The sequence below is a fragment of the Rhizobium sp. RM genome (assembly GCF_013390595.1).
Taxonomy (GTDB): Bacteria; Pseudomonadota; Alphaproteobacteria; order Rhizobiales; family Rhizobiaceae; genus Agrobacterium.
The window spans coordinates 727,548-750,226 of sequence record NZ_JACAWV010000022.1; the positions used below are offsets into that span (position 1 = coordinate 727,548).

The 22,679-nt window shown below is 57.4% G+C and carries 23 protein-coding genes; 10 read left to right on the forward strand and 13 right to left on the reverse strand.

Annotated elements, in window-relative coordinates; all coding sequences use genetic code 11:
* Both HWX89_RS20140 and HWX89_RS20145 read right to left on the reverse strand, forming a co-directional pair.
* Positions 1–984, reverse strand: a complete 984-nt coding sequence (locus HWX89_RS20140; RefSeq protein ID WP_138790918.1) for an ABC transporter substrate-binding protein — start codon at positions 982–984, stop codon at positions 1–3.
* Positions 985–1,126: 142 nt separating this feature from the next.
* Positions 1,127–2,377 (reverse strand): aminotransferase-like domain-containing protein, encoded by a 1,251-nt coding sequence (locus tag HWX89_RS20145; protein ID WP_138790919.1) that lies wholly within the window; start codon positions 2,375–2,377, stop codon positions 1,127–1,129.
* 255 nt (positions 2,378–2,632) lie between these two features.
* Here HWX89_RS20145 and HWX89_RS20150 point away from each other — a divergent pair, with 255 nt between their 5' ends.
* A complete protein-coding gene (locus HWX89_RS20150; protein WP_138790920.1) occupies positions 2,633–3,088 on the forward strand; it encodes an RbsD/FucU family protein in 456 nt (151 codons plus the stop codon).
* 63 nt (positions 3,089–3,151) lie between these two features.
* Here HWX89_RS20150 and ilvC read toward each other — a convergent pair whose 3' ends face one another.
* The 3 genes from ilvC to HWX89_RS20165 form a co-directional block, all read right to left on the reverse strand.
* Positions 3,152–4,171, reverse strand: coding sequence for a ketol-acid reductoisomerase (ilvC, locus tag HWX89_RS20155; protein ID WP_138790921.1), 1,020 nt, complete (start codon positions 4,169–4,171; stop codon positions 3,152–3,154).
* 49 nt (positions 4,172–4,220) lie between these two features.
* Positions 4,221–4,874: a TetR/AcrR family transcriptional regulator gene (locus HWX89_RS20160; RefSeq protein WP_138790922.1), complete on the reverse strand. Its 654-nt coding sequence runs from the start codon at positions 4,872–4,874 to the stop codon at positions 4,221–4,223.
* Positions 4,875–5,054: 180 nt separating this feature from the next.
* Entirely contained in the window at positions 5,055–5,963 is a 909-nt protein-coding gene (locus tag HWX89_RS20165; protein ID WP_138790923.1) for an AraC family transcriptional regulator, read from the reverse strand.
* A gap of 190 nt (positions 5,964–6,153) precedes the next feature.
* Here HWX89_RS20165 and HWX89_RS20170 point away from each other — a divergent pair, with 190 nt between their 5' ends.
* Positions 6,154–7,200: an NAD(P)-dependent alcohol dehydrogenase gene (locus HWX89_RS20170; RefSeq protein ID WP_138790924.1), complete on the forward strand. Its 1,047-nt coding sequence runs from the start codon at positions 6,154–6,156 to the stop codon at positions 7,198–7,200.
* A gap of 63 nt (positions 7,201–7,263) precedes the next feature.
* Here the strand turns inward: HWX89_RS20170 and HWX89_RS20175 are convergent, their stop codons facing one another.
* Together HWX89_RS20175 and HWX89_RS20180 are read right to left on the reverse strand one after the other, a co-directional pair.
* Positions 7,264–8,529: an NAD(P)/FAD-dependent oxidoreductase gene (locus HWX89_RS20175; RefSeq protein WP_138790925.1), complete on the reverse strand. Its 1,266-nt coding sequence runs from the start codon at positions 8,527–8,529 to the stop codon at positions 7,264–7,266.
* A 75-nt stretch (positions 8,530–8,604) separates the two neighbouring features.
* Positions 8,605–9,360, reverse strand: coding sequence for a pyridoxine 5'-phosphate synthase (locus HWX89_RS20180; RefSeq protein ID WP_138790926.1), 756 nt, complete (start codon positions 9,358–9,360; stop codon positions 8,605–8,607).
* Positions 9,361–9,591: 231 nt separating this feature from the next.
* Between HWX89_RS20180 and HWX89_RS20185 the strand changes: the two genes are divergently transcribed.
* Positions 9,592–10,290, forward strand: coding sequence for a MerR family transcriptional regulator (locus tag HWX89_RS20185; RefSeq protein ID WP_138790927.1), 699 nt, complete (start codon positions 9,592–9,594; stop codon positions 10,288–10,290).
* 9 nt (positions 10,291–10,299) lie between these two features.
* Here the strand turns inward: HWX89_RS20185 and HWX89_RS20190 are convergent, their stop codons facing one another.
* Complete coding sequence (locus HWX89_RS20190) at positions 10,300–11,427, reverse strand: ATP-dependent DNA helicase (RefSeq protein ID WP_138790928.1); 1,128 nt, start codon at positions 11,425–11,427, stop codon at positions 10,300–10,302.
* Between the two features lie 145 nt (positions 11,428–11,572).
* On the opposite strand from HWX89_RS20190, the gene HWX89_RS20195 reads away from it, so the two are divergent.
* The 5 genes from HWX89_RS20195 to HWX89_RS20215 all read left to right on the forward strand — a co-directional run bounded on the left by HWX89_RS20195 (position 11,573) and on the right by HWX89_RS20215 (position 15,133).
* Entirely contained in the window at positions 11,573–12,856 is a 1,284-nt protein-coding gene (locus tag HWX89_RS20195) for an SDR family oxidoreductase (RefSeq protein ID WP_138790929.1), read from the forward strand.
* An 8-nt stretch (positions 12,857–12,864) separates the two neighbouring features.
* The gene (locus tag HWX89_RS20200; protein WP_138790930.1) at positions 12,865–13,344 is read left to right on the forward strand and encodes a DUF2269 family protein; all 480 of its coding nucleotides are present in this window, start codon (positions 12,865–12,867) and stop codon (positions 13,342–13,344) included.
* A 97-nt stretch (positions 13,345–13,441) separates the two neighbouring features.
* The gene (locus tag HWX89_RS20205; RefSeq protein ID WP_138790931.1) at positions 13,442–13,816 is read left to right on the forward strand and encodes a COG4315 family predicted lipoprotein; all 375 of its coding nucleotides are present in this window, start codon (positions 13,442–13,444) and stop codon (positions 13,814–13,816) included.
* Positions 13,800–14,357: an RNA polymerase sigma factor gene (locus tag HWX89_RS20210; RefSeq protein WP_178340844.1), complete on the forward strand. Its 558-nt coding sequence runs from the start codon at positions 13,800–13,802 to the stop codon at positions 14,355–14,357. The genes HWX89_RS20205 and HWX89_RS20210 overlap by 17 nt, the downstream gene beginning before the upstream one ends.
* Positions 14,354–15,133 carry an anti-sigma factor family protein gene (locus HWX89_RS20215; protein ID WP_138790933.1) on the forward strand — a complete coding sequence of 260 codons (780 nt, stop codon included), beginning with the start codon at positions 14,354–14,356 and terminating at the stop codon, positions 15,131–15,133. The genes HWX89_RS20210 and HWX89_RS20215 overlap by 4 nt, the downstream gene beginning before the upstream one ends.
* Before the next feature lie 9 nt (positions 15,134–15,142).
* On the opposite strand, the gene HWX89_RS20220 is transcribed toward HWX89_RS20215, so the two are convergent.
* On the reverse strand, positions 15,143–15,736 hold the full coding sequence (locus tag HWX89_RS20220) for a LysE family translocator (protein WP_138790934.1): 594 nt from the start codon (positions 15,734–15,736) through the stop codon (positions 15,143–15,145).
* A gap of 166 nt (positions 15,737–15,902) precedes the next feature.
* Between HWX89_RS20220 and HWX89_RS20225 the strand changes: the two genes are divergently transcribed.
* Positions 15,903–16,748, forward strand: coding sequence for an aldo/keto reductase (locus HWX89_RS20225; protein WP_138790935.1), 846 nt, complete (start codon positions 15,903–15,905; stop codon positions 16,746–16,748).
* A gap of 134 nt (positions 16,749–16,882) precedes the next feature.
* Here HWX89_RS20225 and HWX89_RS20230 read toward each other — a convergent pair whose 3' ends face one another.
* The 4 genes from HWX89_RS20230 to HWX89_RS20245 all read right to left on the reverse strand — a co-directional run bounded on the left by HWX89_RS20230 (position 16,883) and on the right by HWX89_RS20245 (position 20,298).
* The gene (locus tag HWX89_RS20230) at positions 16,883–17,416 is read right to left on the reverse strand and encodes an SRPBCC family protein (RefSeq protein WP_138790936.1); all 534 of its coding nucleotides are present in this window, start codon (positions 17,414–17,416) and stop codon (positions 16,883–16,885) included.
* Complete coding sequence (locus HWX89_RS20235; RefSeq protein ID WP_138791384.1) at positions 17,409–17,777, reverse strand: ArsR/SmtB family transcription factor; 369 nt, start codon at positions 17,775–17,777, stop codon at positions 17,409–17,411. Before HWX89_RS20235 ends, HWX89_RS20230 begins: the two co-directional genes overlap by 8 nt.
* Before the next feature lie 133 nt (positions 17,778–17,910).
* Positions 17,911–18,483, reverse strand: coding sequence for an acetolactate synthase small subunit (gene ilvN, locus HWX89_RS20240; RefSeq protein ID WP_138790937.1), 573 nt, complete (start codon positions 18,481–18,483; stop codon positions 17,911–17,913).
* 21 nt (positions 18,484–18,504) lie between these two features.
* Positions 18,505–20,298 (reverse strand): acetolactate synthase 3 large subunit, encoded by a 1,794-nt coding sequence (locus HWX89_RS20245; RefSeq protein ID WP_138790938.1) that lies wholly within the window; start codon positions 20,296–20,298, stop codon positions 18,505–18,507.
* A gap of 378 nt (positions 20,299–20,676) precedes the next feature.
* On the opposite strand from HWX89_RS20245, the gene HWX89_RS20250 reads away from it, so the two are divergent.
* The gene (locus tag HWX89_RS20250) at positions 20,677–22,671 is read left to right on the forward strand and encodes an ATP-binding protein (RefSeq protein ID WP_138790939.1); all 1,995 of its coding nucleotides are present in this window, start codon (positions 20,677–20,679) and stop codon (positions 22,669–22,671) included.
* Positions 22,672–22,679: the final 8 nt, after the last annotated feature.

Consider the following 22,679-nt stretch of genomic DNA (forward strand, 5'->3'; position numbering starts at 1 on the left):
TCAGCCCTTGGAGCCGAAGATATCCGAGAACGTCTTCAGATCCTGTTCGGAGTTCTTCAGAGCATCCGCAGCGTTGAGCGGCAGAACCTTGATTGTGTCGCGGGCCGGGAAACCTTCCGGCATACCCGCATCGGCACGAGCCGGGATGTAACCGAGCTTCACGAAGCCCTGCTGGCCCTTTTCGGAGAGCACATAGTCAACGAACTTCTTGGCCGCTTCTTCGTGCTTGGTGCCCTTGAGGATTGCAACCGGCTCGGTCACGGCGGACACGCCCTCTTCCGGGAACACGAACTCAACCGGAGCACCCTTGGCCTTTTCACGGATCGGCATGTAGTCAACGACAACGCCGTAAGCCTTTTCGCCGGAGGCGACAGACTTCAGGATGGCGCCATTGCCGCCGGCTGCAACTGCCTCATTGGCCTTGAGCGCCTTGTAATAATCCCAGCCGAGATCCTTGGAAGCGGCAAGCGTCTGCGCATGGATAAGGGCAGCACCCGAGGTCAGCGGGCTCGGCATGGTGACCAGACCCTTGGCTTCAGCCTTGGCAAGATCCTTCCAGCTCTTCGGCTTCATGGCTGCCGAAGTGTTGTACATGATGCCGGTGGTGATGAGCTTGGTGGAATAATAATAGCCATCCGCATCGTAGAGCGACGCGTCGATATTCTTGGCTTCCGCAGACTTGTGAGCGAGAAGCTGGCCGGCCTGCTTCATGCGCTCCAGCGTCACCGTGTCAGCAATCAGCAGCACATCGGCGACCGGATTGCCGGCGTCGATTTCGGCCATCAGCTTGGCCATGATTTTCGGTGTTCCGTCACGAACCCACTCGACCTCGAGGCCGGGGTTTGCGGCCTTGAAGCCGTCAACGGTCGCCTGTGCATCCTCGTTTGGCTGGCTGGTGTAAAGCACCAGGTCGGCCGCGTTGGCAGCGGTTGCAATAAAGCCGAGTGAGACGATCGCAGTGAAAGCGGAAAGCAGCGTCTTCATGGGTCCATTCCCTGTTGAAATTCGGGACCGCTAAAACACGCTTGCATAACACGTATGTGACAGAGAAGACGTCTTGCCACCGTAAATGAAAAACCCTCCCGCCTTTCTGGCGGAAGGGTCGGCATATTGGACCATGAAAGGCTCAGATCGCAGCGATCGTCTCATTGGTCAGTTCATTGACCTGCGCTGCAGCGATCAAACGGCCAAGACGCTTCATGCCTTCTTCGATCATTGCTTCGTTGGCGCAGGAGAAACTGATGCGCAACGTGTTCGCGCCCGAACCATCCGCATAGAAGGCGCGACCCGGAACGAAAGCAACCTTCTCGGTGGCGATGGATTTCGCCAGCAAAGCGGCGCCGTCCATTCCTTCAGGCAACGTCAGCCAGATGAACATGCCGCCTTCCGGCTTTGTCCAGCGCGTGCCCTCAGGCATGTATTTCGCAAGCGCTGCCAACATCGCATCGCGACGGGCGCTGTAAGCTGCCTTGACCTTGGCGACCTGCTTGTCGAAACCACGCGAGGCAACGTGTTCGATCGCGATCTGGTTGATGGTCGACGAATGCAGATCTGCTGCCTGCTTCATCAGCACCAGCTTGCGGATGACAGGCGTGGACGCAACAATCCAGCCAACGCGAAGACCGGGTGCCAGCGTCTTCGAGAAGCTGCCGCAATAAATGGTGCGGGTCTTCTCGATGCCGCCGGAACGGGCAATATCGAGCGACATGATCGGCGGGACAGGCTCGCCGTCGTAACGCAACGACTGATAGGCGGCATCCTCGATGACGGCAATATCCAGTTCGTCCGCAAGCTCCAGCAGTTTCCTGCGCCCTTCCAGATCAACCGTCTCGCCGGTCGGATTGGAGAAGTCTGCAGATAGGTAAGTAAACTTGACCGAGCCACCGAGCTTGGCGGCATTGTCGCGATAGGTCGCCGGTGTGCGGTTGCCACCAGGATTGAGCTGATCGTAATTCGGCTCATAGGCGTTGAATGCCGAGAGTGCGCCGAGATAGGTCGGCCATGTCACGAGGGCGGTGTCCTTCGGCGACAGGAACAACTTGCCGAGATAATCGAGACCCTGCTGCGAACCCGACACGATGAAGACGTTTTCGGCCGTGCACTCGATACCGATCTTGCCCATCTCGCCGGCCAGCCAGTCGCGCAGCGGCTTGTAACCCTCACTGACGGAATACTGCAGCGCGGCATTGACCTGTGGACCGGAAAATATGTCGGAATAGGCCTGCTTGAATTCCTCGTCCGGGAACAGCGCCGGGTCGGGAATACCGCCCGCAAAAGAGATGATATCGGGCTGTTCAAGCAGCTTCAGCAGCTCGCGGATTTCGGACGCCTTCATGCGCGACGAGCGCGTGGCGAAAATATGTTCCCAATCAAGCATGGGCACGTTTCCTCTTGTGTCGTTTTTTATGCGTGAATGTTTACAGATATTTCGATACGTCAGCAATACTGACTTATCAGTTTTTCGAATTATTTCTGCCCACTTGCCTGCATTGTCTCAGTTGCAGGCAACGCCAGATATACCCTCGCACGAAGCTTAACAATCATCCGATTGCGATTGACGCGACGGCGTTTTCCGGCTGGATTGCAATCCGGAAGTCGTGGGACGGCTCAGGCATGAATGGGAGGTTATGGCATGCTCAAGAATATTGATCCGGCACTCAACGCGGATGTGCTGCACGCACTTCGCGCCATGGGTCATGGCGACACGCTGGTCGTGACGGACACCAATTTTCCGTCAGACAGCGTCGCGCAATATACCAGCGTCGGTCAGGTTTTGCGCATGGAAAACATCTCGGCGGCCCGCGCGATAAAGGCGATTCTTTCCGTGCTGCCGCTGGACACCCCTCTCCAGCCCTCCGTGGGTCGCATGGAAGTGATGGGCGCTCCGAACCAGATCGAAGCGGTTCAAGCGGAAGTGCAAAAAGAGATCGATGCAGCGGAAGGCAAATCAGCGCCGATGTACGGCATCGAGCGCTTCGCATTTTATGAGAAGGCCAAGGAAGCCTATTGCGTCATCACCACCGGCGAAACGCGCTTCTACGGGTGTTTTCTGTTGACGAAGGGCGTGATCCCGCCACAGGGATCATAAACACAAACAGAAAGGCCGGAGCTTTCACTCCGGCCTTCTTCATTTCAGTCCAGACGTCAAAGCTTAGTTGACAGCCTTGTCGACCAGCTTGTTCTTGCCGATCCACGGCATCATGCCACGCAGCTTCGCGCCAACTTCTTCGATCTGGTGCGAGTCGTTGTTGCGACGAATGCCCTTGAAGCGTGCGCCGCCAGCCTTCCATTCCTGCATCCACTCGGAGGTGAACTTGCCGGTCTGGATGTCGTGCAGAACGCGCTTCATTTCAGCCTTGGTCTCAGCCGTGATGATGCGCGGACCGGTGACGTATTCGCCCCACTCGGCCGTGTTGGAGATCGAGTAGTTCATGTTGGCGATGCCGCCTTCATAGATCAGGTCGACGATCAGCTTCACTTCGTGCAAGCACTCGAAATAAGCCATTTCCGGTGCGTAACCGGCTTCAACCAGGGTTTCGAAACCAGCGCGGATCAGTTCGACGAGACCGCCGCAGAGAACAACCTGTTCGCCGAAGAGGTCGGTTTCGCACTCTTCCTTGAAGTTGGTTTCGATGATGCCCGAACGACCGCCACCAACGCCACAAGCGTAGGAGAGAGCAACTTCAAGAGCGTTGCCCGAAGCGTTCTGGTGAACAGCAACGAGGCAAGGAACGCCGCCGCCCTTCTGGTATTCGCCGCGAACCGTATGGCCAGGGCCCTTCGGTGCTATCATGACGACGTCGAGCGAAGCCTTCGGCTCGATGAGGCCGAAGTGAACGTTGAGGCCGTGTGCGAAAGCAATAGCAGCGCCGTCGCGGATGTTGCCGGCGATATCGGCCTTGTAGATGTCGGCCTGGAGTTCGTCCGGGGTCGCCATCATGATGAGGTCGCCCCACTTGGCAGCTTCAGCAACGGTCATGACCTTGAAGCCATCGGCTTCAGCCTTCTTGACGGTCGGCGAACCGGCCTTCAGAGCAATAACGACGTTCTTCGCACCGGAATCCTTCAGGTTCAGCGCGTGAGCGCGACCCTGGGAGCCGTAGCCGACGATAACGACGTTCTTTGCCTTGATGAGGTTGAGATCTGCATCACGATCATAATAAACGCGCATTTGATGGTCCTTCCCTAATGCTTGTCTCTGTTTGTCTGAACCGGAACCCTCAGGCGACCTTGCCGCCCAGTTCCGAATGAACTTTTTCCGTTCCGTAAAGGGTCAGAAAGGCAACAACGGCCTTCTTCGCCCTTGCGGAGAAATCCTTGCCTGGCGTTTCGCCCAACAGCATGCGGACATGCAGGTCGGAAACGATCAGGCCGTAAAAACTGCGATACGCCTCTTCAACGTCATCGAACCGCAGGTAACCGGAACGGCGACCCGCTTCAATCAGCCCGCGGGCGCGCCGATCGATCTGGCGACGACCACGCTCGAGAAGGAGGTCGCCAAGCTTGGAGCCGTCGCGGCTCGCCTGCCCGATTGCGAGACGGTTGAGTGCAAGCGAAACATCACCTGCCAGAACGTCCAGCAGATCATGCGCAAACACTTCCAGATGATCGGAAAGCTGTGGAGCGGAAACGCGGTCGCCCGCCTTTTCGAAGGTACGAACCTTGCTCTGCTGAAAGGTAATCATCGCAGCCAGCAGACCGTCGCGGTCGCCGAACCACTTGTAGAGACTTTCCTTCGAACAGTTCGCGGCCCGTGCTAGGCCCGATGTCGTCAACGCTTTCTCGCCACCCTCGACCAGAAGACGCAATGCCTGATCCAGAACAACGTTCTGGCGCGGCGAAAATTCCTGCGCTGTGATCGATTCCGAGGCCACGCTTTTCCACTCCAGAGGCTCGATTAATGTACCGTACGGTACGGTTCGAGAGACGTTTATGCGGAGAGAGCTTTCCGGTCAAGCGCTTTCTTGAAGAAAGGAAAGAATTGGTGCGACGCAGCAATACAATGCGAGAGGCACACCAAACGAAAGATTATTACTCAGGTGGCGGACTGCTGCCTATTCGGCCGCCATCGTTTCCCTCGCAGCACCGATATCCCGCGACGGCGACACACCGTAGACGCGGCTATATTCGCGACTGAACTGCGACGGACTTTGATACCCGACGCGATGACCGGCCGTGCCGGCATCCAGCCGTTCCAGCAGCATCAGCCGCCGTGCCTCATGCAGCCGCAACTGCTTCTGATACTGGACCGGCGTCATGGCCGTGATGGACTTGAAATGGTGATGGAAAGACGAAACGCTCATCCCGACATGCTCGGCAAGTTCTTCGATGCGCAATTGGCGCGCAAAATTCTCGCGCAGCCAGGCGATGGCCCGGGCGATACGGTTGCCCTGACTGTCCGAAGCTACGATGTTCATCAACTGCCCACCGGCCGGCCCGGTCAGAATTCGATAGAGAATTTCCTGTTCGATCAGCGGTGCCATCGCCGGAATGTCATCTGGACGATCAAGCAAACGCATCAGCCGGATTGCAGCATCGAGCAACTCCGGCGTCGCCGTGTTGACCATGATCCCTCGCTGTCCGTTCACCTGTTCGGCGGGCCGCTCGATATGAGCTCGGCTCATCAGGTCCAGCAGCTTTTCACTGCTGAGCGCGAAGGAGATACAGAAATGCGGCACTTCCTTGCTGGCCTCGACCACACGCCAGGCAACCGGCAGATCAAGTGACGTCAACAGGTAGTCACCGGCACCGTAATTGATGGTATCCGTTCCTAATTGCAGGCTTTTTGCCCCTTGAATCACCATCGCGAGACAGGGACGGTAGCTGCCGTGACAGGGTGCGCTCGGTGCAGATCGCCGGCTGATGCCAAGCGCCTCGATTGCCGTCTGGTTTTCGCCGTCCTCGCTTGCATGGCGCCCGGCGAGGGAAACGATCTCGGAGTAGAGATTGAAAGGCAAGGTCATGGGAAATCCCCGTAAAAAGGCGGCGATATGTCTGATGACATCTATCTAGAGAGTGCTCCGGTTTCCGCAAATAGTACCGCATCGTTTTTTGCAGGATCGTGCAAAAAGCTTGGAGGATCGCTCTAACGCGTCGCAACCCATCCATAGCATGATCCGCCATCACTTTCCCAACCCCGAAAGGATACTTCAGATGGCTATTGCCAGAGGCTATGCAGCCACCGACGCGTCGAAGCCGCTTACCCCGTTCACCTTCGAACGCCGTGAGCCGAACGACGACGATGTTGTCATCGACATCAAATTTGCCGGCATCTGCCACTCCGACATTCACACCGTTCGCAACGAATGGAAGAACGCGGTTTATCCGATCGTACCCGGCCATGAGATTGCCGGTGTCGTCACCGCCGTTGGCTCCAAGGTCACCAGGTTCAAGGTCGGCGACCACGTCGGCGTTGGTTGCTTTGTCGATTCCTGCGTTGGCTGCGCCACACGCGACCTCGACAACGAGCACTATATGCCGGGTCTGGTTCAGACCTATAACGACGTCGACCCCGCTACCAACACTGCAACCCACGGCGGTTACTCCGACTCGATCGTCGTCAAGGAAGGTTATGTCCTGTCGATCCCGGACAATCTGCCGCTTGACGCCTCCGCGCCGCTACTGTGCGCCGGTATCACGCTCTATTCGCCGCTGCGCCGCTGGAACGCCGGTCCCGGCAAGAAAGTCGCGATCGTCGGCATGGGTGGTCTCGGCCATATGGGCGTGAAGCTTGGTGCCGCCATGGGCGCCGATATCACCGTTCTTTCCCAGACTTTGTCGAAGAAAGAAGACGGCCTGAAGCTCGGCGCCAAGGAATATTACGCCACGAGCGATGCCTCCACCTTCGAAAAGCTGGCAGGCACCTTCGATCTCATCATCTGCACCGCAGGTGTCGCGATCGACTGGAACGCCTATCTCGGCCTTCTGAAACCCAAGGGCAGCATGGTTGTGGTGGGCGCTCCCGAGCATCCGATTCCGGTCCATGCCTTCTCGCTCATCATGGGCGCACGAAACCTCTCCGGTTCGATGATCGGCTCCATCAAGGAAACACAGGAAATGCTGGATTTCTGCGGTGAGCACAACATCGTTTCGGAAATTGAGAAGATCAACATTCAGGACGTCAACGAAGCTTACGAGCGCGTCCTGAAAAGCGACGTCCGTTACCGCTTCGTCATCGATATGGCATCGCTCGACGCCTGATCCTTTAAAATTCGGGGCGGGACGCGAAAGCGCCCCGCCCTTTTTCTATTCTTTGCCGCGTTATCAGGACTCGTCCTTCAACGTTTCCTTCTGCGTGATGAGCCGGGCGCTGTGCTGGCCGCTCATGTAAATCCACAGCCAGCTCCACGCGACGGCAAGACGCGAGCGTGTACCGATCAGGAAGTAGATATGGGCCAATCCCCATATCCACCAGGCTATGCCGCCCTTCAGCTTGATCTTGCCGAAATCGATAACGGCAGCGCGTTTGCCGATCGTTGCGAGATTCCCCTGATGTTTATAGCGGAACGGCGCAGGCTCGGCTTTACCGGCAAGACGTGCCTTGATCAGCTTCGCTACATAACCTCCCTGCTGCTTGGCGGCAGGAGCAATCCCCGGGACCGGCTTTCCATCCTCTTGCGAGACGGCCGCGGTATCGCCGATGACAAAGATATTGGGATCGTCGTTCAGGTAGAGATGCGGGCCGACCACGGCGCGTCCTGCTCGATCTGCCGGCGCATCAAGCCACTTTGCCGCCGGAGACGCCTGCACACCCGCAGCCCAGACAACCGTCCGGCAAGGATAGTAGGTCTCGCCGACGGTCACCCCTTCATCCGTGCATGCCGTCACCGGCGTTCCAAGCAGCACCTCGACGCCGAGTTTTTCGAGGGCCTCCTTGGCATAGGTCGAAAGTTCTTCGGTGAAGACCGGCAAGACGCGCGGACCGGCCTCGACCAGCAACACCCGTGCCTTGGTGGTGTCGATATTGCGGAACTCCGGTGGCAACACCTTGTGGGCAAGTTCGGCAATCATGCCTGCCATTTCCACACCAGTCGGACCTGCACCGATAATCACAAAGGTCAGAAGAGCCTGCCGTTCCTGCTCACTGGTCGCGAGTTCGGCTTTCTCAAACGCCAACAACAGGCGACGGCGGATTGTCGTCGCATCCTCGAGCGTCTTGAGGCCGGGCGCAGAACGCTCCCATTCATCACGGCCGAAATAGGCATGCCGCGCACCCGTGGCCAGAACGAGTGTATCAAAACCGATGGTCTCGCCGGAACTCAAATGCACGGTGCGGGCATTACGGTCGATACTGGTGACTTCGGCCAAGAGCGTCGTCACTTCCTTGCGGTTGCCGTAAAGCCGCCGGATCGGCCAGGCAATCTCCGATGTTGCCAGAACGGTCGTGGCAACCTGGTAAAGCAATGGCTGGAAAAGATGGTGATTGCGACGGTCGATCAAGGTGATACGCACAGGAGCCCCCTCCAGCCCATGTACGAGTTGTAAGCCGCCGAAGCCTCCACCTACGACGACAACATGATTTTCTTGCATAGTCTTCTGCCTTTTTAAAAGCGCGCGCACGGAGCATACGCGCGACCGACTATAGGCAAAAAAAATTGACTTTAGTTATGAAATAGACTGCCCGCAGGCGCGACAAAAACGCCGTACCGTTTCGGCCATGCCGTATTCCAGTGCGTCCGCCGTCAATCCGTGACCGATCGAAACTTCGGCAAGAAACGGGATGCGTTCCATCAATTTCGGCAGATTGGCAACGGTGAGATCATGCCCTGCATTTACGTCGAGCCCGAGTGCCCTGGCGTGATCAGCGGTTTTTCCGAGCATTTCGAGAAGCGCTTCAGCGTTTTGCGGATCGTCAAAGCAGCCACCATAAGGTCCGGTATAAAGTTCGATACGGGCAGCACCTGTCTCAGCGGCAAGTTCCACCGGCTCACGCTCGCCGTCCCCATCGGCAAAAAGCGAAACGCGCATGCCACCGGCCTTGAGGCGCGAAACCACATCTTTCAGGAACGTCGCGTGTTTGCGAAAGTCCCAGCCGTGATCGGAGGTTGCCTGGGTGGGATCGTCAGGCACCAAGGTTACCTGCTCGGGTTGCGTCTGTTCACACAGGACGAGAAAATCCTCGCTTGGATATCCCTCGATGTTGAATTCCGTCTTCGGAAAGGAATCATCGATCAGCGCACGCAGCACGGGAAGGTCCGAAAAGCGAATATGGCGTTGGTCCGGACGCGGGTGTACAGTCAGGCCGCTGGCGCCTGCCGCCAATGCGATTCTCCCGAAATGCGCGACATCCGGCCAGGGAAGATCGCGACGGTTGCGCAACATGGCAATTGCGTTCAAATTGACGGATAGTTTTGCAGGCATGGCAATCGGCTCACATTCGGAAATCTCCTCCCTGTTTCACGCAGCTTGGGGGCATTCGCAAGGAGGGTCGCTAAAATTTTTAACATCACGGAACGAAAAGACAAAAGATACGTTCGTTATGTTTGATGCGTTAGGCATGATGCTGACACGTTAAAAAATGGGGTGGCCGGGGATCAGGCCGGCATAACCTCAAAGTCGGCGGAATGTCATTCCACGCAGAAGGGGGAGACAATGCGGGATGGTCGGATGCCGTTCAACAACCACGGCGACGAAGAAAGACTACACCAACGTCCGGGCAACTTTCTTCCGGATATCAGTTTACCGTCGTCTTTACCGCCCGAACCCGTCCCTATTGCCGACATGGCCAATATCTTCGGTGTCACACACCGCACCCTGCACTTCTACGAGGAAAAAGCGCTTCTGACCTCAAAACGGGTCGGCCAGATGCGCGTCTACTCCTACCGTAACGTGCACCGCATGGCGGTGATCAATTTCTGCCGCGAAATTGGCATCTCCGTTGCGACAATTACCGAGATCATGGAACGGCTGTTGCGCTCCTCCTCACAGGAGGAGGCTGATGATGTCTTTCATCACGCCCTGCGACAGCGAAAGAGAGAGTTGACCGCAGATCTCTCCACAATTCAGCGCCAGGTGCAGCAAATCGAAGATGTCCTGGTGATCGGCCCTGAGAGCGATGACGGCGATTACCGCCAGCATGGACACACGAACGACGTCCTTCTGACCGATAACGAGCGAAAATGCCTCGAATTGATGGCCGAAGGTTATGCACCTGTCAGGCTTGCGCGTGCACTGGGTCTGTCAGGCGACGAACTCAATGACCTTGAAACGAGGATTATCGGCAAGTTCAACGCCAGCAATCGTTTCCAGGCCGTCGCAAAAGCCGTGCTGCTCGGCGTCATCCGCGCCTGAGCAGCATTCTTAACGCACGATCGTCAGCCGTTCAGCCGCTCGGGTGACGGCCGTATAAAGCCATCTTTCGCGCGAATCGCGGAATGCGTAGCTCTCGTCAAAGAGAACGACATTGTTCCATTGCGAACCCTGCGCCTTGTGCACGGTCAGGGCATATCCGAAATCAAATTCGTCGTAACGCTTGCGCGTCGACCAGGGGATCTCGGTTTCCGTTTCCTCGAAGGCTGCCTTGAGCAGCTTTATCTTCGCCGCTCCGCGATCCATATCGTCGTCTTCGGGACGGATCATCAGGTTGATACCGGGTTTGACCGTTTCGCGAGAGGAACTCATCACCTGCCAGAGCGAACCGTTCAGCAGACCTTTTGCCGGATCGTTGCGCAGGCAAACCAGCTTGTCGCCGGACTGCGGGTAGTCTGCGGAAAAACCCTTCAGTTCGCGAAGTCGCTGGTTGTAGCGGCGACGCGTACGGTTTGTGCCAACCAGCACCTGATCGGCATCAAGAACAAGCGACTGCGTCACCTCGGACTTGGATATCACCTGTGCCGAACCATAATCGCCGCGCATGATCTCGCGGCCCTCGCGAACATCCATGGCAAGCTGAATGATCGGGTTGTCCTTCGCCTGGCGGTGAATTTCGCTCAGGAGGAAATCCGGCTCCTGCTCGGTGAAGAAACCGCCGCCAGTCACCGGCGGAAGCTGTCCGGGATCGCCAAGAACGAGGATCGGTGTACCGAAGCTCATCAGATCCCTGCCGAGCTGCTCATCCACCATAGAGCACTCGTCGATGATGATGAGGGCGGCCTTTGCAAGCGGACTTTGACGGTTGATGGAAAACATCGGAGCGACGGACGTCTTGCCGGTTTCCTCATCTTCAACCGTTTCCTCGCCACGCGGACGGTAAATCAGCGAATGGATCGTACGAGCGTTTGAAGCGCCGCGCGAGCGCAACACCTGCGCCGCCTTGCCGGTGAAGGCCGCAAACAGCACGTCACCGTCGACATTTTCCGCGAAATGTTTGGCGAGCGTGGTCTTGCCCGTTCCGGCGTAGCCGAACAGACGGAAAACCGGTGAACGGCCTTCCTTCAACCAGCGTGAAACAGCCTTGAGGGCTTCGTCCTGTTGCGGTGAAAATTGCATGCGCTCTCATCGCAGGATTCGAGCGCCAAGCGCAACAGAAAAAGAACGAAAGAAGAATCAGGCATAGCCTGAACACCCGCATTCTTTATTTCATCAGCCAGGAATGGCGATAGCGGCGGCGCGCATCCATGAATAGAGTTGGCGCATGAAAATTCTGATTCTTGGCGCGACCGGTTTCATCGGCTCTGAAATTGCCCGCAGGCTTACTGCCGATGGCCATGCCGTCACTGGTCTTGGCCGTACGACGGCATCCGCAAGACGGAAATTTGCCTTTGCTGAATGGGTTACCGCCGATCTTGCTCACATGACGCAGCCAGCCGACTGGCATTTGCTGCTCGGACGACACGACGCAATCGTCAATTGCGCCGGGGCGCTGCAGGACGGTCTTTCGGACGATCTTGCCGCCACACAGGAAAAGGCGATGCTCGCACTCTATCAGGCCAACGCCGATGACGGCAACAGGTTGATCGTGCAGATATCGGCCCGCACCACAGGGTCGGCCGCAGAGACACCATTCCTGTCAACCAAACAGCGTGCCGACGATGCCTTGGCCGCAAGCGGTGTACCGCACATCATCCTGCGCCCGGCTCTGGTGATTGGACGCAACGCCCATGGCGGGACAGCGCTGCTGCGAGCACTGGCAAGTATTCCCTGTTTAATTCCGCTCGTCCATTCGCAAAGCCCGGTGCAAACGGTCGCCCTGGACGACGTGACCGAGGCCGTTTCGCAAGCCATACGTGGAGAGATTGCTCCCGGAAGCGACCTGCATCTGGCCGCCGACCAGTCACTGACGCTAGGCGACCTGGTTGGGCTGCATAGACAATGGCTGGGACTGGCAGAGGCGAAAACCATTCCCTTGCCTGTATGGCTGGCAAAGCCGGTCAGTTGGGCAGCAGATCTGGCGGGTTTGCTCGGCTGGCGCTCCCCGCTCCGCTCCACCGCGATGGCGGTAATGTCACAAGGCGTGACCGCAGACGGCGCCCGTATGCAGGGCTTTGCGTTCAAAACTGTCAGTCAGACACTGGCCGGCAATCCGTCCGGCGTTCAGGATCTATGGTTCGCACGGCTCTTCCTGCTGAAACCCGTCTTCCTCGTCTGTCTTTCCGTGTTCTGGCTGCTATCCGGAGTGATCCCGCTTCTCGATCTGACGAGGGCATCCAGCCATTTCTTGCCCTTCATGCCGGAAACGTCAGCGCTGGTGCTGACATTGGCGACGTGCCTGATCGACATCGGACTTGGCATCGCGGTTCTGCTGAGGCCCTATGCTCTCAAAGCCATGCTCGGCATGTTGCTGGTGACCGCCTCCTATCTAGCCGGAGGCACCATACTCGAACCGATACTCTGGCTCGATCCTCTGGGGCCGCTTGTCAAAGTCCTGCCCTCCATCACCCTGACACTTGCCGCTATGGCAATCCTCGATGAACGATAAACCGCACCATGTTTGAAGAGATCATTCGCCTTGCCCACGTCATCGGCGCGACCGTCCTGTTCGGCACCGGCGCCGGTATCGCCTTCTTCATGGTGATGGCACGCAGAACCGAAAACCCGGCGCTGATCGCTCATGTGGCGGGAACTGTTGTCATTGCCGATACGGTCTTTACGGCGACAGCCGCTGTCTTTCAGCCGATTACCGGCTATCTGCTGGCCGACATCATCGGTTGGCCGCTGACCGAAGGCTGGGTTTTTCTGTCCCTGCTGCTTTATGTTTTCACCGGCATCTTCTGGCTGCCCGTGGTGTGGATACAGATACGGTTACGCGATATCGCCCGGGCTTCCGCCACGGCTGGCACACCTTTGCCTGCGCAATGGTTTCGTCTCTATCGCATCTGGTTAGCCTGCGGTTTTCCGGCATTTTTTGCGGTGGTCGGCATCATCTGGCTGATGTTGATGAAACCCGACATTCCTCTCTGGAGCTAGAGAAACTTTTTTCAGGCAGCCGGGAATAAAACACAGACCTGCGGTGTCTCATTGATCGTTGGCGAAAACATCGCCTGCAACCAAGGAGGATTGGTCCATGAATATCCGCTTTATCGCCCCCGCCCTCGTTCTGGCGCTTGCCGGGTCAGCTTATGCCGCCCCAATGGTCGAAACCGTCAAGACCGAAAAGGGCAACGTGCTTGCGGGCGCAAAAGGCATGACGCTCTACACTTTCAAGAACGACAAGAAGGGCGTATCCAATTGTTACGACAAATGCGCGACCAACTGGCCGCCCTTCTTCGCCACCGATAGCGACAAGGCAGACGGTGCCTATTCGATCGTGACACGCAAGGACGGCAAGAAACAATGGGCCAAGGATGGCATGCCGCTCTATTACTGGGTCAAGGACATGAAAACGGGCGATGCTACCGGTGATGGCGTGAACGGTGTGTGGGATGCCGCAAAACCCTGATGGCATGAGCGACAGACTGCGGGGGAATTTTTCCCCCGCTCCCGGCTCTTTCGAGGCGGAAATGCTGGCATTGATGCCGGCGCTGCGGCGTTACTCTCGCAGCCTCTCCCACACCGACGCCGATGGCGAGGATCTGCTGCAGGACTGCGTAGAAAAGGCGCTTGCCAATCGTCGGCAATGGCGCGGAACAGGTTTGAAGTCATGGGCTTACACCATCATGACAAACCTTTACCGCAACCGGCACCGGTTCGAGCGACGGCATCCATCCGAAAGCCTTGAAGACCACGAAAATATAATGGGCGGCGACGTGCTGGGCGACACGCTCGAAAACGACCGGCTTCATGGCGCCCTGGCGCTCTTGTCACCCGATATGCGCGCAGTGCTGATTCTGGTGACGGTGGAAGGCTACAGTTATCAGGAAGCGGCGGAAACGATGTCGATACCGGTCGGCACCGTCATGTCGCGGCTGTCACGCGCCCGCGAGACATTGCGCCAGCATCTGGCGACAAACAATATCATTCCCCTGCGGAGACCGAAATGAACAGGCTGGACGCCATTACCGAAGACGATTTGCATGCTTATGCCGACGGGCTTCTTTCCGACGAGCAGAAGGCAATCGTCGAGGCGTGGCTTTCCGAGCGGCCTGACGAACAGGAGCGCGTCGAAGCCTGGAAACAGCAGGCAGCAATGCTGCGCAGTGCCTTTGCGCCTTATGAGGCATCCCACCCCGATGACGCCACCATGCTGGCGGGGAAAATCGATCCCTCTTCCACACGCTGGAAGTCCGTCCTGGTGCGGACTGCCGCCGCAGTATTGATCTTCGCAGCCGGAGCGACAACCGGCAGACTTCTGCCCACCGGGGTGCCCGACAACGAACCCGGACTTCAAACAGCAGATATATCGACGCAGGCGAAATCCGCCTATCTGATCTATGCCAGTGAGGTACGCCATCCTGTCGAGGTCGGCGCCTCGGAACAGCAGCATCTGGCGACATGGCTGGGCAAGCGGCTGGGCTATCCCTTTGCCATCCCTGATCTGACGAAACTCGGTTACGATCTTGTCGGCGGTCGTCTGGTGCCAGTCAGCGGCAAACCCGGCGCCATGCTGATGTACCAGGACAAGACCGGAAAACGTGTCACCGTCCTCATCGGTCACAACGAAGAAAACCGCACCACAAGCTTCCGCATGGCAAGTGCTGATGGCATCGAGACCTTCTACTGGATCGACAACGAACTCGGTTACGCCGTATCGGCGGAACTGACGCAGGCGGAAGTCCAGAAGATCGCCGAGGAATGTTATCGCCAGTTTCCGACCTAGAGGCCGTGGCTATTTCAACATCGGCCACAGGCTGATCACCAGCAGCACGGCCATGGTGATGTTGAACCACTTCAGCCGGACGGGAACGGATAACCAGTCCCGTAACGCTGAGCCAAAACCTGCCCACGTCGAGACGCTGGGCAGATTGACGGCTGCGAAAGCCACCCCGACGAGCATCACGGTGAAGAAGTACTGATCTTCGTTCGTATAGGTCGCCATCGCCGTGACCGCCATGACCCATGCCTTCGGATTGACCCACTGGAAGGCGGCAGCACCGATGAACGTCATGGGCTCTGCCCCGGTCGTTCCATCGCTGAGACTTCTGGATGTGCCGATCTTCCAGGCAATCCAGAGCAGATAGATGCCGCCTGCGAATTTCAGCGCCGTATAGAGCAACGGGACCGAGTGCAGCAACGCACCGAGACCAAAACCGACACCGATGAGAAGCGACAGAAAACCCACGCCAATGCCCAGCATGTGCGGAATTGTCCGGCGAAAACCGAAATTCACGCCGGAAGCAAACAGCATCATGTTGTTCGGTCCGGGCGTAATGGACGTGGTGAAGGCAAACAACACCAGCGCGATGAAGGTCTCGATTGTCATGGCGTCTCCTCGAAGACAGGGAATTTATCCCCCTCGAGGTGGACTAGCCAGCCTTAACGCCTGATCGCCAGGGTCAATTCTTTTGATGGATCGAGATCTTGGGATTGTCTGTTGAGAAGGTGGGGCAAGTCGCTATTGTCCACTCATTGATCATGGGAGCACGCCGATGAACGACGATATTCCATCCGTATCCTTACCTTCGGGGAAAGAGATCCCTGCCCTTGGCCTTGGCACATGGAACATGGGCGAGCAACGCGCCGGTGAAACTCAGGAAATCCGCAGCATACGCAAGGCCATTGACGTCGGCATGACGTTGATCGACACCGCTGAGATGTACGCCGATGGCAGATCCGAAGAGGTCGTCGGCAAGGCGATTACCGGCCGGCGCGACGAGGTGTTTCTGGTCAGCAAGATCTACCCATGGAATGCCAGTGCTGCGGGCACGATCGAGGCTTGCGAGCGCAGTCTGGCCAGACTCGGCTCCGACCGCCTGGATCTCTACCTCCTGCATTGGCGCGGAGGAAATCCTCTGGAGGAAACCGTCGCTGCTTTCGAGAAGCTGAAAACGCAGGGCAAGATCGTTGACTGGGGCGTTTCGAACTTCGATGTCGACGATATGGAAGAACTCTTCGATGTCCCCGATGGCAACAAATGTGCTGCCAATCAGGTGCTCTATAACCTCTCCCGACGAGGACCGGAATTCGATCTCCTTCCCTGGTGTCAGGAACGCAGCATTCCGGTCATGGCGTACTCGCCGATCGAACAGGGACGCATCCTCGACAACCATGCTCTGATCCATATTGCCAAAGCCTATCAGGCCACGCCGGCCCAACTCGCATTGGCGTTCCTGCTGGAGCGCGACGGCGTCATCGCCATTCCGAAATCCGCAAGAGCGGAACGTGTCGAGGAAAATCGCGGCGCGATTGAGCTTGAAATCACCGAAGAAGACTGGGCAGCGCTCGATGCTGCCTTCCCGCCACCATCCCGCAAGATCGCTCTCGAAATGCTGTGATATGTCATGAAGATGACGGTGTTTCCGGAATCGGTCCGGCAACAGCTTGAATCAGATTATCAGAGCCGAACGACACTTTGAAGCCAAAGAAAGCCGCCCGGTCAACCGGACGGCTCTTGCATTCAAGAAAGCACTTAACGCGGAATTCTGTCTTCATATTCCTTTTTCAACACCAGCCACCGATCCCAGAAAGGACCGGGCGCCTTGTCGTGCAGGAGGTCGGCAAGAATATCGAGATGGACGTGCCAGCCGGAGCTGACACCCAGCATTTCCGCACGGTTGGCGAGCCGACGATGAACGAGCGTCAGCAACACCTCTTTGCCCAGGGCCTGCAGTTCGATCGACACTTCACCACTTTCATCCCAGCTAAACACAAGCCGGTGTGGCGGAATGACGGTTATGATACGGCTCGCCATCTTGTGCTCCTCCGAAAAACCGTCGGGGCGCTTGCCGGGTGGGTCCGTCAATTCATCGTTTCGCCAGACGAGTTCGAAGGGTGCCCCGGCGGCCAGTTTCATCTCACCGGAAGCCAGCCAGCGGCGGCGAAGATCGCTGTCCGTCAGATAGGACCAGACCCGCTCGATCGGTCCCGGCAAAAGTCGCTCGATCTTCACGGTCGCTGGCTCGACAATCCGGCCATAAGCGTCGGGCATTACAATATCAGTCATTGTCATTTCCTCCGTTTAGAATGGGTTTGTCCTGATCGTGCTCCCTGAGCATCTGTTCGAGAACATCGAGACGGCTGTTCCAGAACTGCCTGTAGAAATCGAGCCACTCATGCGCCTCCGCCAGCGGCCCCGGCGCCAGGCGACAAAAATGGGTGCGCCCCCTCACCTCCCGCTGGATGAGACCGGCGTTCTCCAACGTCTTGATATGCTTGGACGCTGCTGCCAGCGACATGTCGAATGGCTCTGCCAGTTGGCTGACCGTCCGCTCACCACGCGACAACTCGCGCAGCATCGTGCGGCGTGTCGCGTCGCCGAGGGCATGAAAGACGGTGTCCAGATGGGGAGCGAGTAATTCAACCATATTGTTGAATATAAGCGCCCGAGAGAAAAAGTCAACCAAGTGGTTGAATAACTCTGCAAGGGTGCCCGCCAAAACAAAAACGCCCGCGGTTTCCCACGGGCGTTATATCGGAAACAACGGCTTAGGGGCGTTTTTACATACCCTGCGAGCCACGGTTCATGGCAGCGATACCGGTGCGGCAGATTTCGATCAGGCCGAGAGGCTTGATGATCGCCACGAACTGGTCGATTTTCGAGGACTTGCCGGTGATTTCGAAAATGAAATGCTCGACCGTTGCATCGACCACCTTGGCCTGGAACGCATCGGCAAGACGCAGAGCCTCGGCACGGTCTTCGCCGGCACCGGCAACCTTGATAAGCGCCACTTCGCGCTCGATCGGCCGCTCCTGCCCCAACTCGCGAGCGCGGACTGTCAGATCGAGAACCCGGTGCACAGGAACGATGCGCTCCAACTGGGCCTTGATCTGCTCCAGAACGACCGGCGTGCCACGGGTCACGATGGTGATACGCGACAGATGCGCCTCATGTTCCGTCTCCGAAACCGTAAGGCTTTCGATGTTGTAGCCCCGGCCTGAAAACAGGCCGATGACGCGGGCAAGCACGCCGGGCTCGTTGTTGACGAGAACCGACAGCGTGTGGTTTTCCGCAACCGCCGTTTCCTTCTGGATGAAGTAGGCAGAGCCGGTGGGTTGTAGGTGTGCGTTCATGTCGTTTTCCTCTTCCCGCTCTTAAACCAGCTGACGGCCCTTGGCGTCGATGGCATTGGCAACAGCCTCGTCCGTCGCCTCATCCGGCAACAGCATCTCGTTATGGGCTTTACCAGACGGGATCATCGGGAAGCAATTGGCAAGATTGGCAACGCGGCAATCGAAGATAACCGGCTTCTTGACCGCAATCATCTCAGCAATCTTGTCGTCCAGTTCCTTCGGGTCGTCGCAGTACATGCCGACCGCGCCGTAAGCTTCCGCCAGCTTGACGAAATCAGGCATCGCTTCGGTATAGGAGTTGGACAGGCGGTTGCCATGCAGCAACTGCTGCCACTGACGAACCATACCCATATACTGGTTGTTCAAAATGAAAATCTTGACCGGCAGGTTATACTGGATGGCGCAGGACATTTCCTGAATGCACATCTGGATCGAGGCATCACCGGCAACGTCGATGACCAGCGCATCCGGATGGGCAACCTGAACGCCGATGGCGGCAGGCAGACCATACCCCATGGTGCCGAGGCCACCGGATGTCATCCAGTGGTTCGGTTCTTCGAAACCAAAGAACTGCGCTGCCCACATCTGGTGCTGGCCGACTTCGGTGGTGATGTAGGTGTCATGTCCCTTCGACGCCTCATACAGACGCTGAAGCGCGTATTGCGGCATGATGACATCGTTTGAGTTCTTGTAGGCGAAGGAATTGCGGGCACGCCAACGATCGATCTGCTGGTGCCAGTCTGCCGTCTGCGCTTTTTCAGGCTTCTTCGGCAGCGCACGCCAGAGGCGAACCATATCCTCGAGAACATGGCTGACATCGCCGATGATCGGAACGTCGACACGAACGTTCTTGTTGATCGAAGACGGATCGATATCGATGTGGATCTTCTTGGAGTTCGGCGAAAACGCATTCAGACGGCCGGTAATACGGTCATCGAAACGCGCACCGATACAAACCATGACATCGCAATCGTGCATGGTCATGTTGGCTTCGTAAGATCCGTGCATGCCCAGCATGCCGAGCCAGTTCTTGCCAGATGCGGGATAGGCACCGAGCCCCATCAGGGTCGAGGTAATCGGGAAATTGGTCAGCTCGACCAGTTCGCGCAGCAAGCGGGTTGCTTCCGGCCCGGAGTTGATAACGCCGCCGCCCGTATAGAAAACAGGCTTTTTTGCCTTCGACATCAATTCGATGGCCGCATGAATGGCGTTCAGATCGCCTTGGACCTTCGGCTTGTAGCTCTTCTGCTGAACAGCAGCGGAAGGCGGCGTATAGGTGCCGGTGGCAAACTGGATATCCTTGGGAACGTCAACGACAACCGGACCCGGACGGCCGGTCTGAGCGATGCGGAAAGCCTCATGGATGATGCCAGCCAGTTCGTTGACGTCCTTTACCAGCCAGTTGTGCTTGGTGCAGGGGCGCGTAATACCAACCGTGTCGCACTCCTGAAACGCATCGGAACCGATCAGTGTGGTCGGAACCTGGCCGGAAATGCAGACGAGCGGAATGCTGTCCATCAACGCGTCCTGCAGAGGCGTAACCGCATTGGTGGCACCAGGACCGGAGGTGACAAGCATGACGCCGACCTTGCCAGTGGAACGGGCATAACCTTCGGCCGCATGGCCGGCGCCCTGTTCATGGCGCACGAGGATATGCTGAATGTCTTCCTGCTGGAAAATCTCGTCATAAATCGGAAGGACTGCACCGCCCGGATAACCGAAGATGTGCTCCACACCGTTATCCTTGAGGGCTTTCAGAACGATTTCCGCGCCCGTCATGCGATTGCTGTTTTCCGTATTGTCCTTATCCGTCATTGCCTGTTCCATCCCGAGTTGGCTTTGGATATCGCTGAGCCTTACGGCCCGTGTGAAGACATAAAAAAAGGCCCCTAGAGGAGCCTCGTTTAGCGCATGGGTGCTTTCGCCGGATGGTTACACCATCCTGCCCATGCGCCGTCCCACCACGATAAGTACGTTAAGATTTTTCATGGGGCGGAGTGTTAGCCACAAACGCGGCAGCCGTCAACGCATATTGCGGAAAAAATCATCTTCCGTTCATTTTATTGCCAGAACGACCGCCAAAACGAAATTTTCGAACGATATCGCTACACCAGTTGTTAAATAGGTTCATCTTATTCTGGAAAGCACAGGCGCTGTCCGAAATGCGGTCTTGTCCAGCGCCCGGGATGACATGTGAACAACGGCGAGTTTTATTCATCGTCCAAGACGGACGAAAACGAGCGACGATCCAGCCAGCAAGCGCCCAATCGGCAGCTTGGGCGTGTGATCGCCTGCGATGGCGCACGCGCCACAATCGCCGCAGATACCGATCCCGGTTCCACCGATCTTTCACAACTCTGGTCCGTGGGCCGCCTTATCTCCATCGAGATGGGCACCAGCCGGGTTGCCGCCCTCACCTGCTCGATGCGCACCAAAGACGACGGCTGGTCGAGCGACGGTAGCAACACGTTGCTGATTGAGGTCGACCTGCTGGGTGAAGTCTACCGGACGGAAGATGGCAGCGAACGCTTCTCGACCGGCATCTCACGATATCCTTATCTTGGCGCCGTGGCGCATCGCATCCGCACAAGCGATCTCTCGAAAATCTACGATAGCGGCAAGCGCGACGCCTGTGTCATTGGCAAGCTCACGCAGGACGATGCCATCGACGCAACGATCAGCATTCCGCAGATGCTGGCCAAACACTTTGCCGTCGTCGGCTCCACGGGTGTCGGCAAATCGACCGCTGTTTCATTGCTGCTCAACAAGGCAATCGAAACCGACCCGAAACTTCGTATCCTCATTCTCGATCCGCATAACGAATTCGCCGCCGCCTTCCCCAGCAATTCCGTCGTCATCGACACCGATACGCTCGATCTGCCGTTCTGGCTGATGCGACTGGATGAGTTTGCCGAGGTAGTGTTTCGCGGGCGAAAGCCGGTTCCTGAAGAGATGGACATCCTTCGTGATCTTATCCCCGATGCAAAACGGGTTTTCCGGGGATCAGAGGGCTCTGCCGTTCGGCGCAGTTCCGACAAGAGCGCGGTCACCTCGGACTCACCCATTCCCTATCGGATCGCCGATCTGCTGGCGATGATCGACGAACGCATCGGCCGACTTGAAGGACGCAGCGACAAGCCCGCATTGCGCTCGCTCAAAATCCGTATCCTCTCGGCGATCAATGATCCGCGCTATCACTTCATGTTCTCCAGCAACACGATCAGCGACACGATAATGGAAACGCTGGCACATATTTTCCGTGTTCCCGGCGATGGCAAACCGATCTCTGTCTTCCAGCTCTCCGGCATTCCATCTGAAGTCGTAAACTCCGTTGCCTCGGTGCTTTGCCGCATGTCGTTTGAACTCGCCGTTCTGGCACGTGGTTCGCTGCATATGCTGGTGGTTTGCGAGGAAGCGCACCGTTATGTTCCGGCAGACCCGGAGCGCGGCTTTTTCCCGACCCGACAGGCGATTGCCCAGATTGCCAAGGAAGGCCGAAAATACGGCATTTCCCTCGGCGTCATCAGCCAGCGGCCGAGCGAACTGGATCAGACGATCCTGTCGCAGTGCTCGACGGTTTTTGCCATGCGTCTCTCCAACGAGAACGACCAGAAGATCATTCTTTCTGCGGTGCCGAACTCGTCGACATCGACCACAAGCTTCCTGTCGTCGATCGGCAATGGCGAAGCAATCGCCTTTGGTGAGGCTGTCAGTGTGCCTATGCGGATGCGCTTTGACCGCGTTCCCACTGCCAAGCTGCCGAAAGCCAGTGGCGCCACCACCCACGCAGTACAGGAAACGCCTGATACCGTCGATCTGAGCTCCATCGTCACACGCATGCGGGCCGCGGCAAAGCCAACGATCTCCGGCTTCCAGCAGAGCTTCGATGCCGCATTCCCGGTCTCCGAGACACCGGAACCGCAGGAGACTGAAGAAACACAGAACTGGCGACAGGAACTGCACAGCCCGTCAAATACGGTTGAAGGCACGCGCGGCTACGAACCCTATCGTCCAGACATGTTGCCCGGACGCAGTGCGCAGCCTGCCCAAGCCGACCCAGTCAACGACCTGCGGAAAGCCTCTTTCCAGTTGCAGGCGCAGAACGCCCCGCCACCAGTCGAAAACAGACCGTCGCTGCGCGAAAGTCTGCTCAAAAAACCACTCGGCAGTCTTTATCGCAAAGATTGAAGCCGTCA

What these genes read in the sequence shown, in the direction of transcription:
- HWX89_RS20195 (WP_138790929.1), top strand. Translation starts at nt 11,573, where the DNA reads ATGAAAATTCTGATTCTTGGCGCGACCGGTTTCATCGGCTCTGAAATT.
- ilvC (WP_138790921.1), bottom strand. Translation starts at nt 4,171, where the DNA reads ATGCGCGTTTATTATGATCGTGATGCAGATCTCAACCTCATCAAGGCA.
- HWX89_RS20200 (WP_138790930.1), top strand. Translation starts at nt 12,865, where the DNA reads ATGTTTGAAGAGATCATTCGCCTTGCCCACGTCATCGGCGCGACCGTC.
- HWX89_RS20150 (WP_138790920.1), top strand. Translation starts at nt 2,633, where the DNA reads ATGCTCAAGAATATTGATCCGGCACTCAACGCGGATGTGCTGCACGCA.
- HWX89_RS20245 (WP_138790938.1), bottom strand. Translation starts at nt 20,298, where the DNA reads ATGACGGATAAGGACAATACGGAAAACAGCAATCGCATGACGGGCGCG.
- HWX89_RS20180 (WP_138790926.1), bottom strand. Translation starts at nt 9,360, where the DNA reads ATGCCTGCAAAACTATCCGTCAATTTGAACGCAATTGCCATGTTGCGC.
- HWX89_RS20235 (WP_138791384.1), bottom strand. Translation starts at nt 17,777, where the DNA reads ATGGTTGAATTACTCGCTCCCCATCTGGACACCGTCTTTCATGCCCTC.
- HWX89_RS20165 (WP_138790923.1), bottom strand. Translation starts at nt 5,963, where the DNA reads ATGACCTTGCCTTTCAATCTCTACTCCGAGATCGTTTCCCTCGCCGGG.
- HWX89_RS20210 (WP_178340844.1), top strand. Translation starts at nt 13,800, where the DNA reads ATGCCGCAAAACCCTGATGGCATGAGCGACAGACTGCGGGGGAATTTT.
- HWX89_RS20225 (WP_138790935.1), top strand. Translation starts at nt 15,903, where the DNA reads ATGAACGACGATATTCCATCCGTATCCTTACCTTCGGGGAAAGAGATC.
- HWX89_RS20170 (WP_138790924.1), top strand. Translation starts at nt 6,154, where the DNA reads ATGGCTATTGCCAGAGGCTATGCAGCCACCGACGCGTCGAAGCCGCTT.
- HWX89_RS20175 (WP_138790925.1), bottom strand. Translation starts at nt 8,529, where the DNA reads ATGCAAGAAAATCATGTTGTCGTCGTAGGTGGAGGCTTCGGCGGCTTA.
- HWX89_RS20145 (WP_138790919.1), bottom strand. Translation starts at nt 2,377, where the DNA reads ATGCTTGATTGGGAACATATTTTCGCCACGCGCTCGTCGCGCATGAAG.
- ilvN (WP_138790937.1), bottom strand. Translation starts at nt 18,483, where the DNA reads ATGAACGCACACCTACAACCCACCGGCTCTGCCTACTTCATCCAGAAG.
- HWX89_RS20190 (WP_138790928.1), bottom strand. Translation starts at nt 11,427, where the DNA reads ATGCAATTTTCACCGCAACAGGACGAAGCCCTCAAGGCTGTTTCACGC.
- HWX89_RS20230 (WP_138790936.1), bottom strand. Translation starts at nt 17,416, where the DNA reads ATGACTGATATTGTAATGCCCGACGCTTATGGCCGGATTGTCGAGCCA.
- HWX89_RS20205 (WP_138790931.1), top strand. Translation starts at nt 13,442, where the DNA reads ATGAATATCCGCTTTATCGCCCCCGCCCTCGTTCTGGCGCTTGCCGGG.
- HWX89_RS20220 (WP_138790934.1), bottom strand. Translation starts at nt 15,736, where the DNA reads ATGACAATCGAGACCTTCATCGCGCTGGTGTTGTTTGCCTTCACCACG.
- HWX89_RS20215 (WP_138790933.1), top strand. Translation starts at nt 14,354, where the DNA reads ATGAACAGGCTGGACGCCATTACCGAAGACGATTTGCATGCTTATGCC.
- HWX89_RS20140 (WP_138790918.1), bottom strand. Translation starts at nt 984, where the DNA reads ATGAAGACGCTGCTTTCCGCTTTCACTGCGATCGTCTCACTCGGCTTT.
- HWX89_RS20185 (WP_138790927.1), top strand. Translation starts at nt 9,592, where the DNA reads ATGCGGGATGGTCGGATGCCGTTCAACAACCACGGCGACGAAGAAAGA.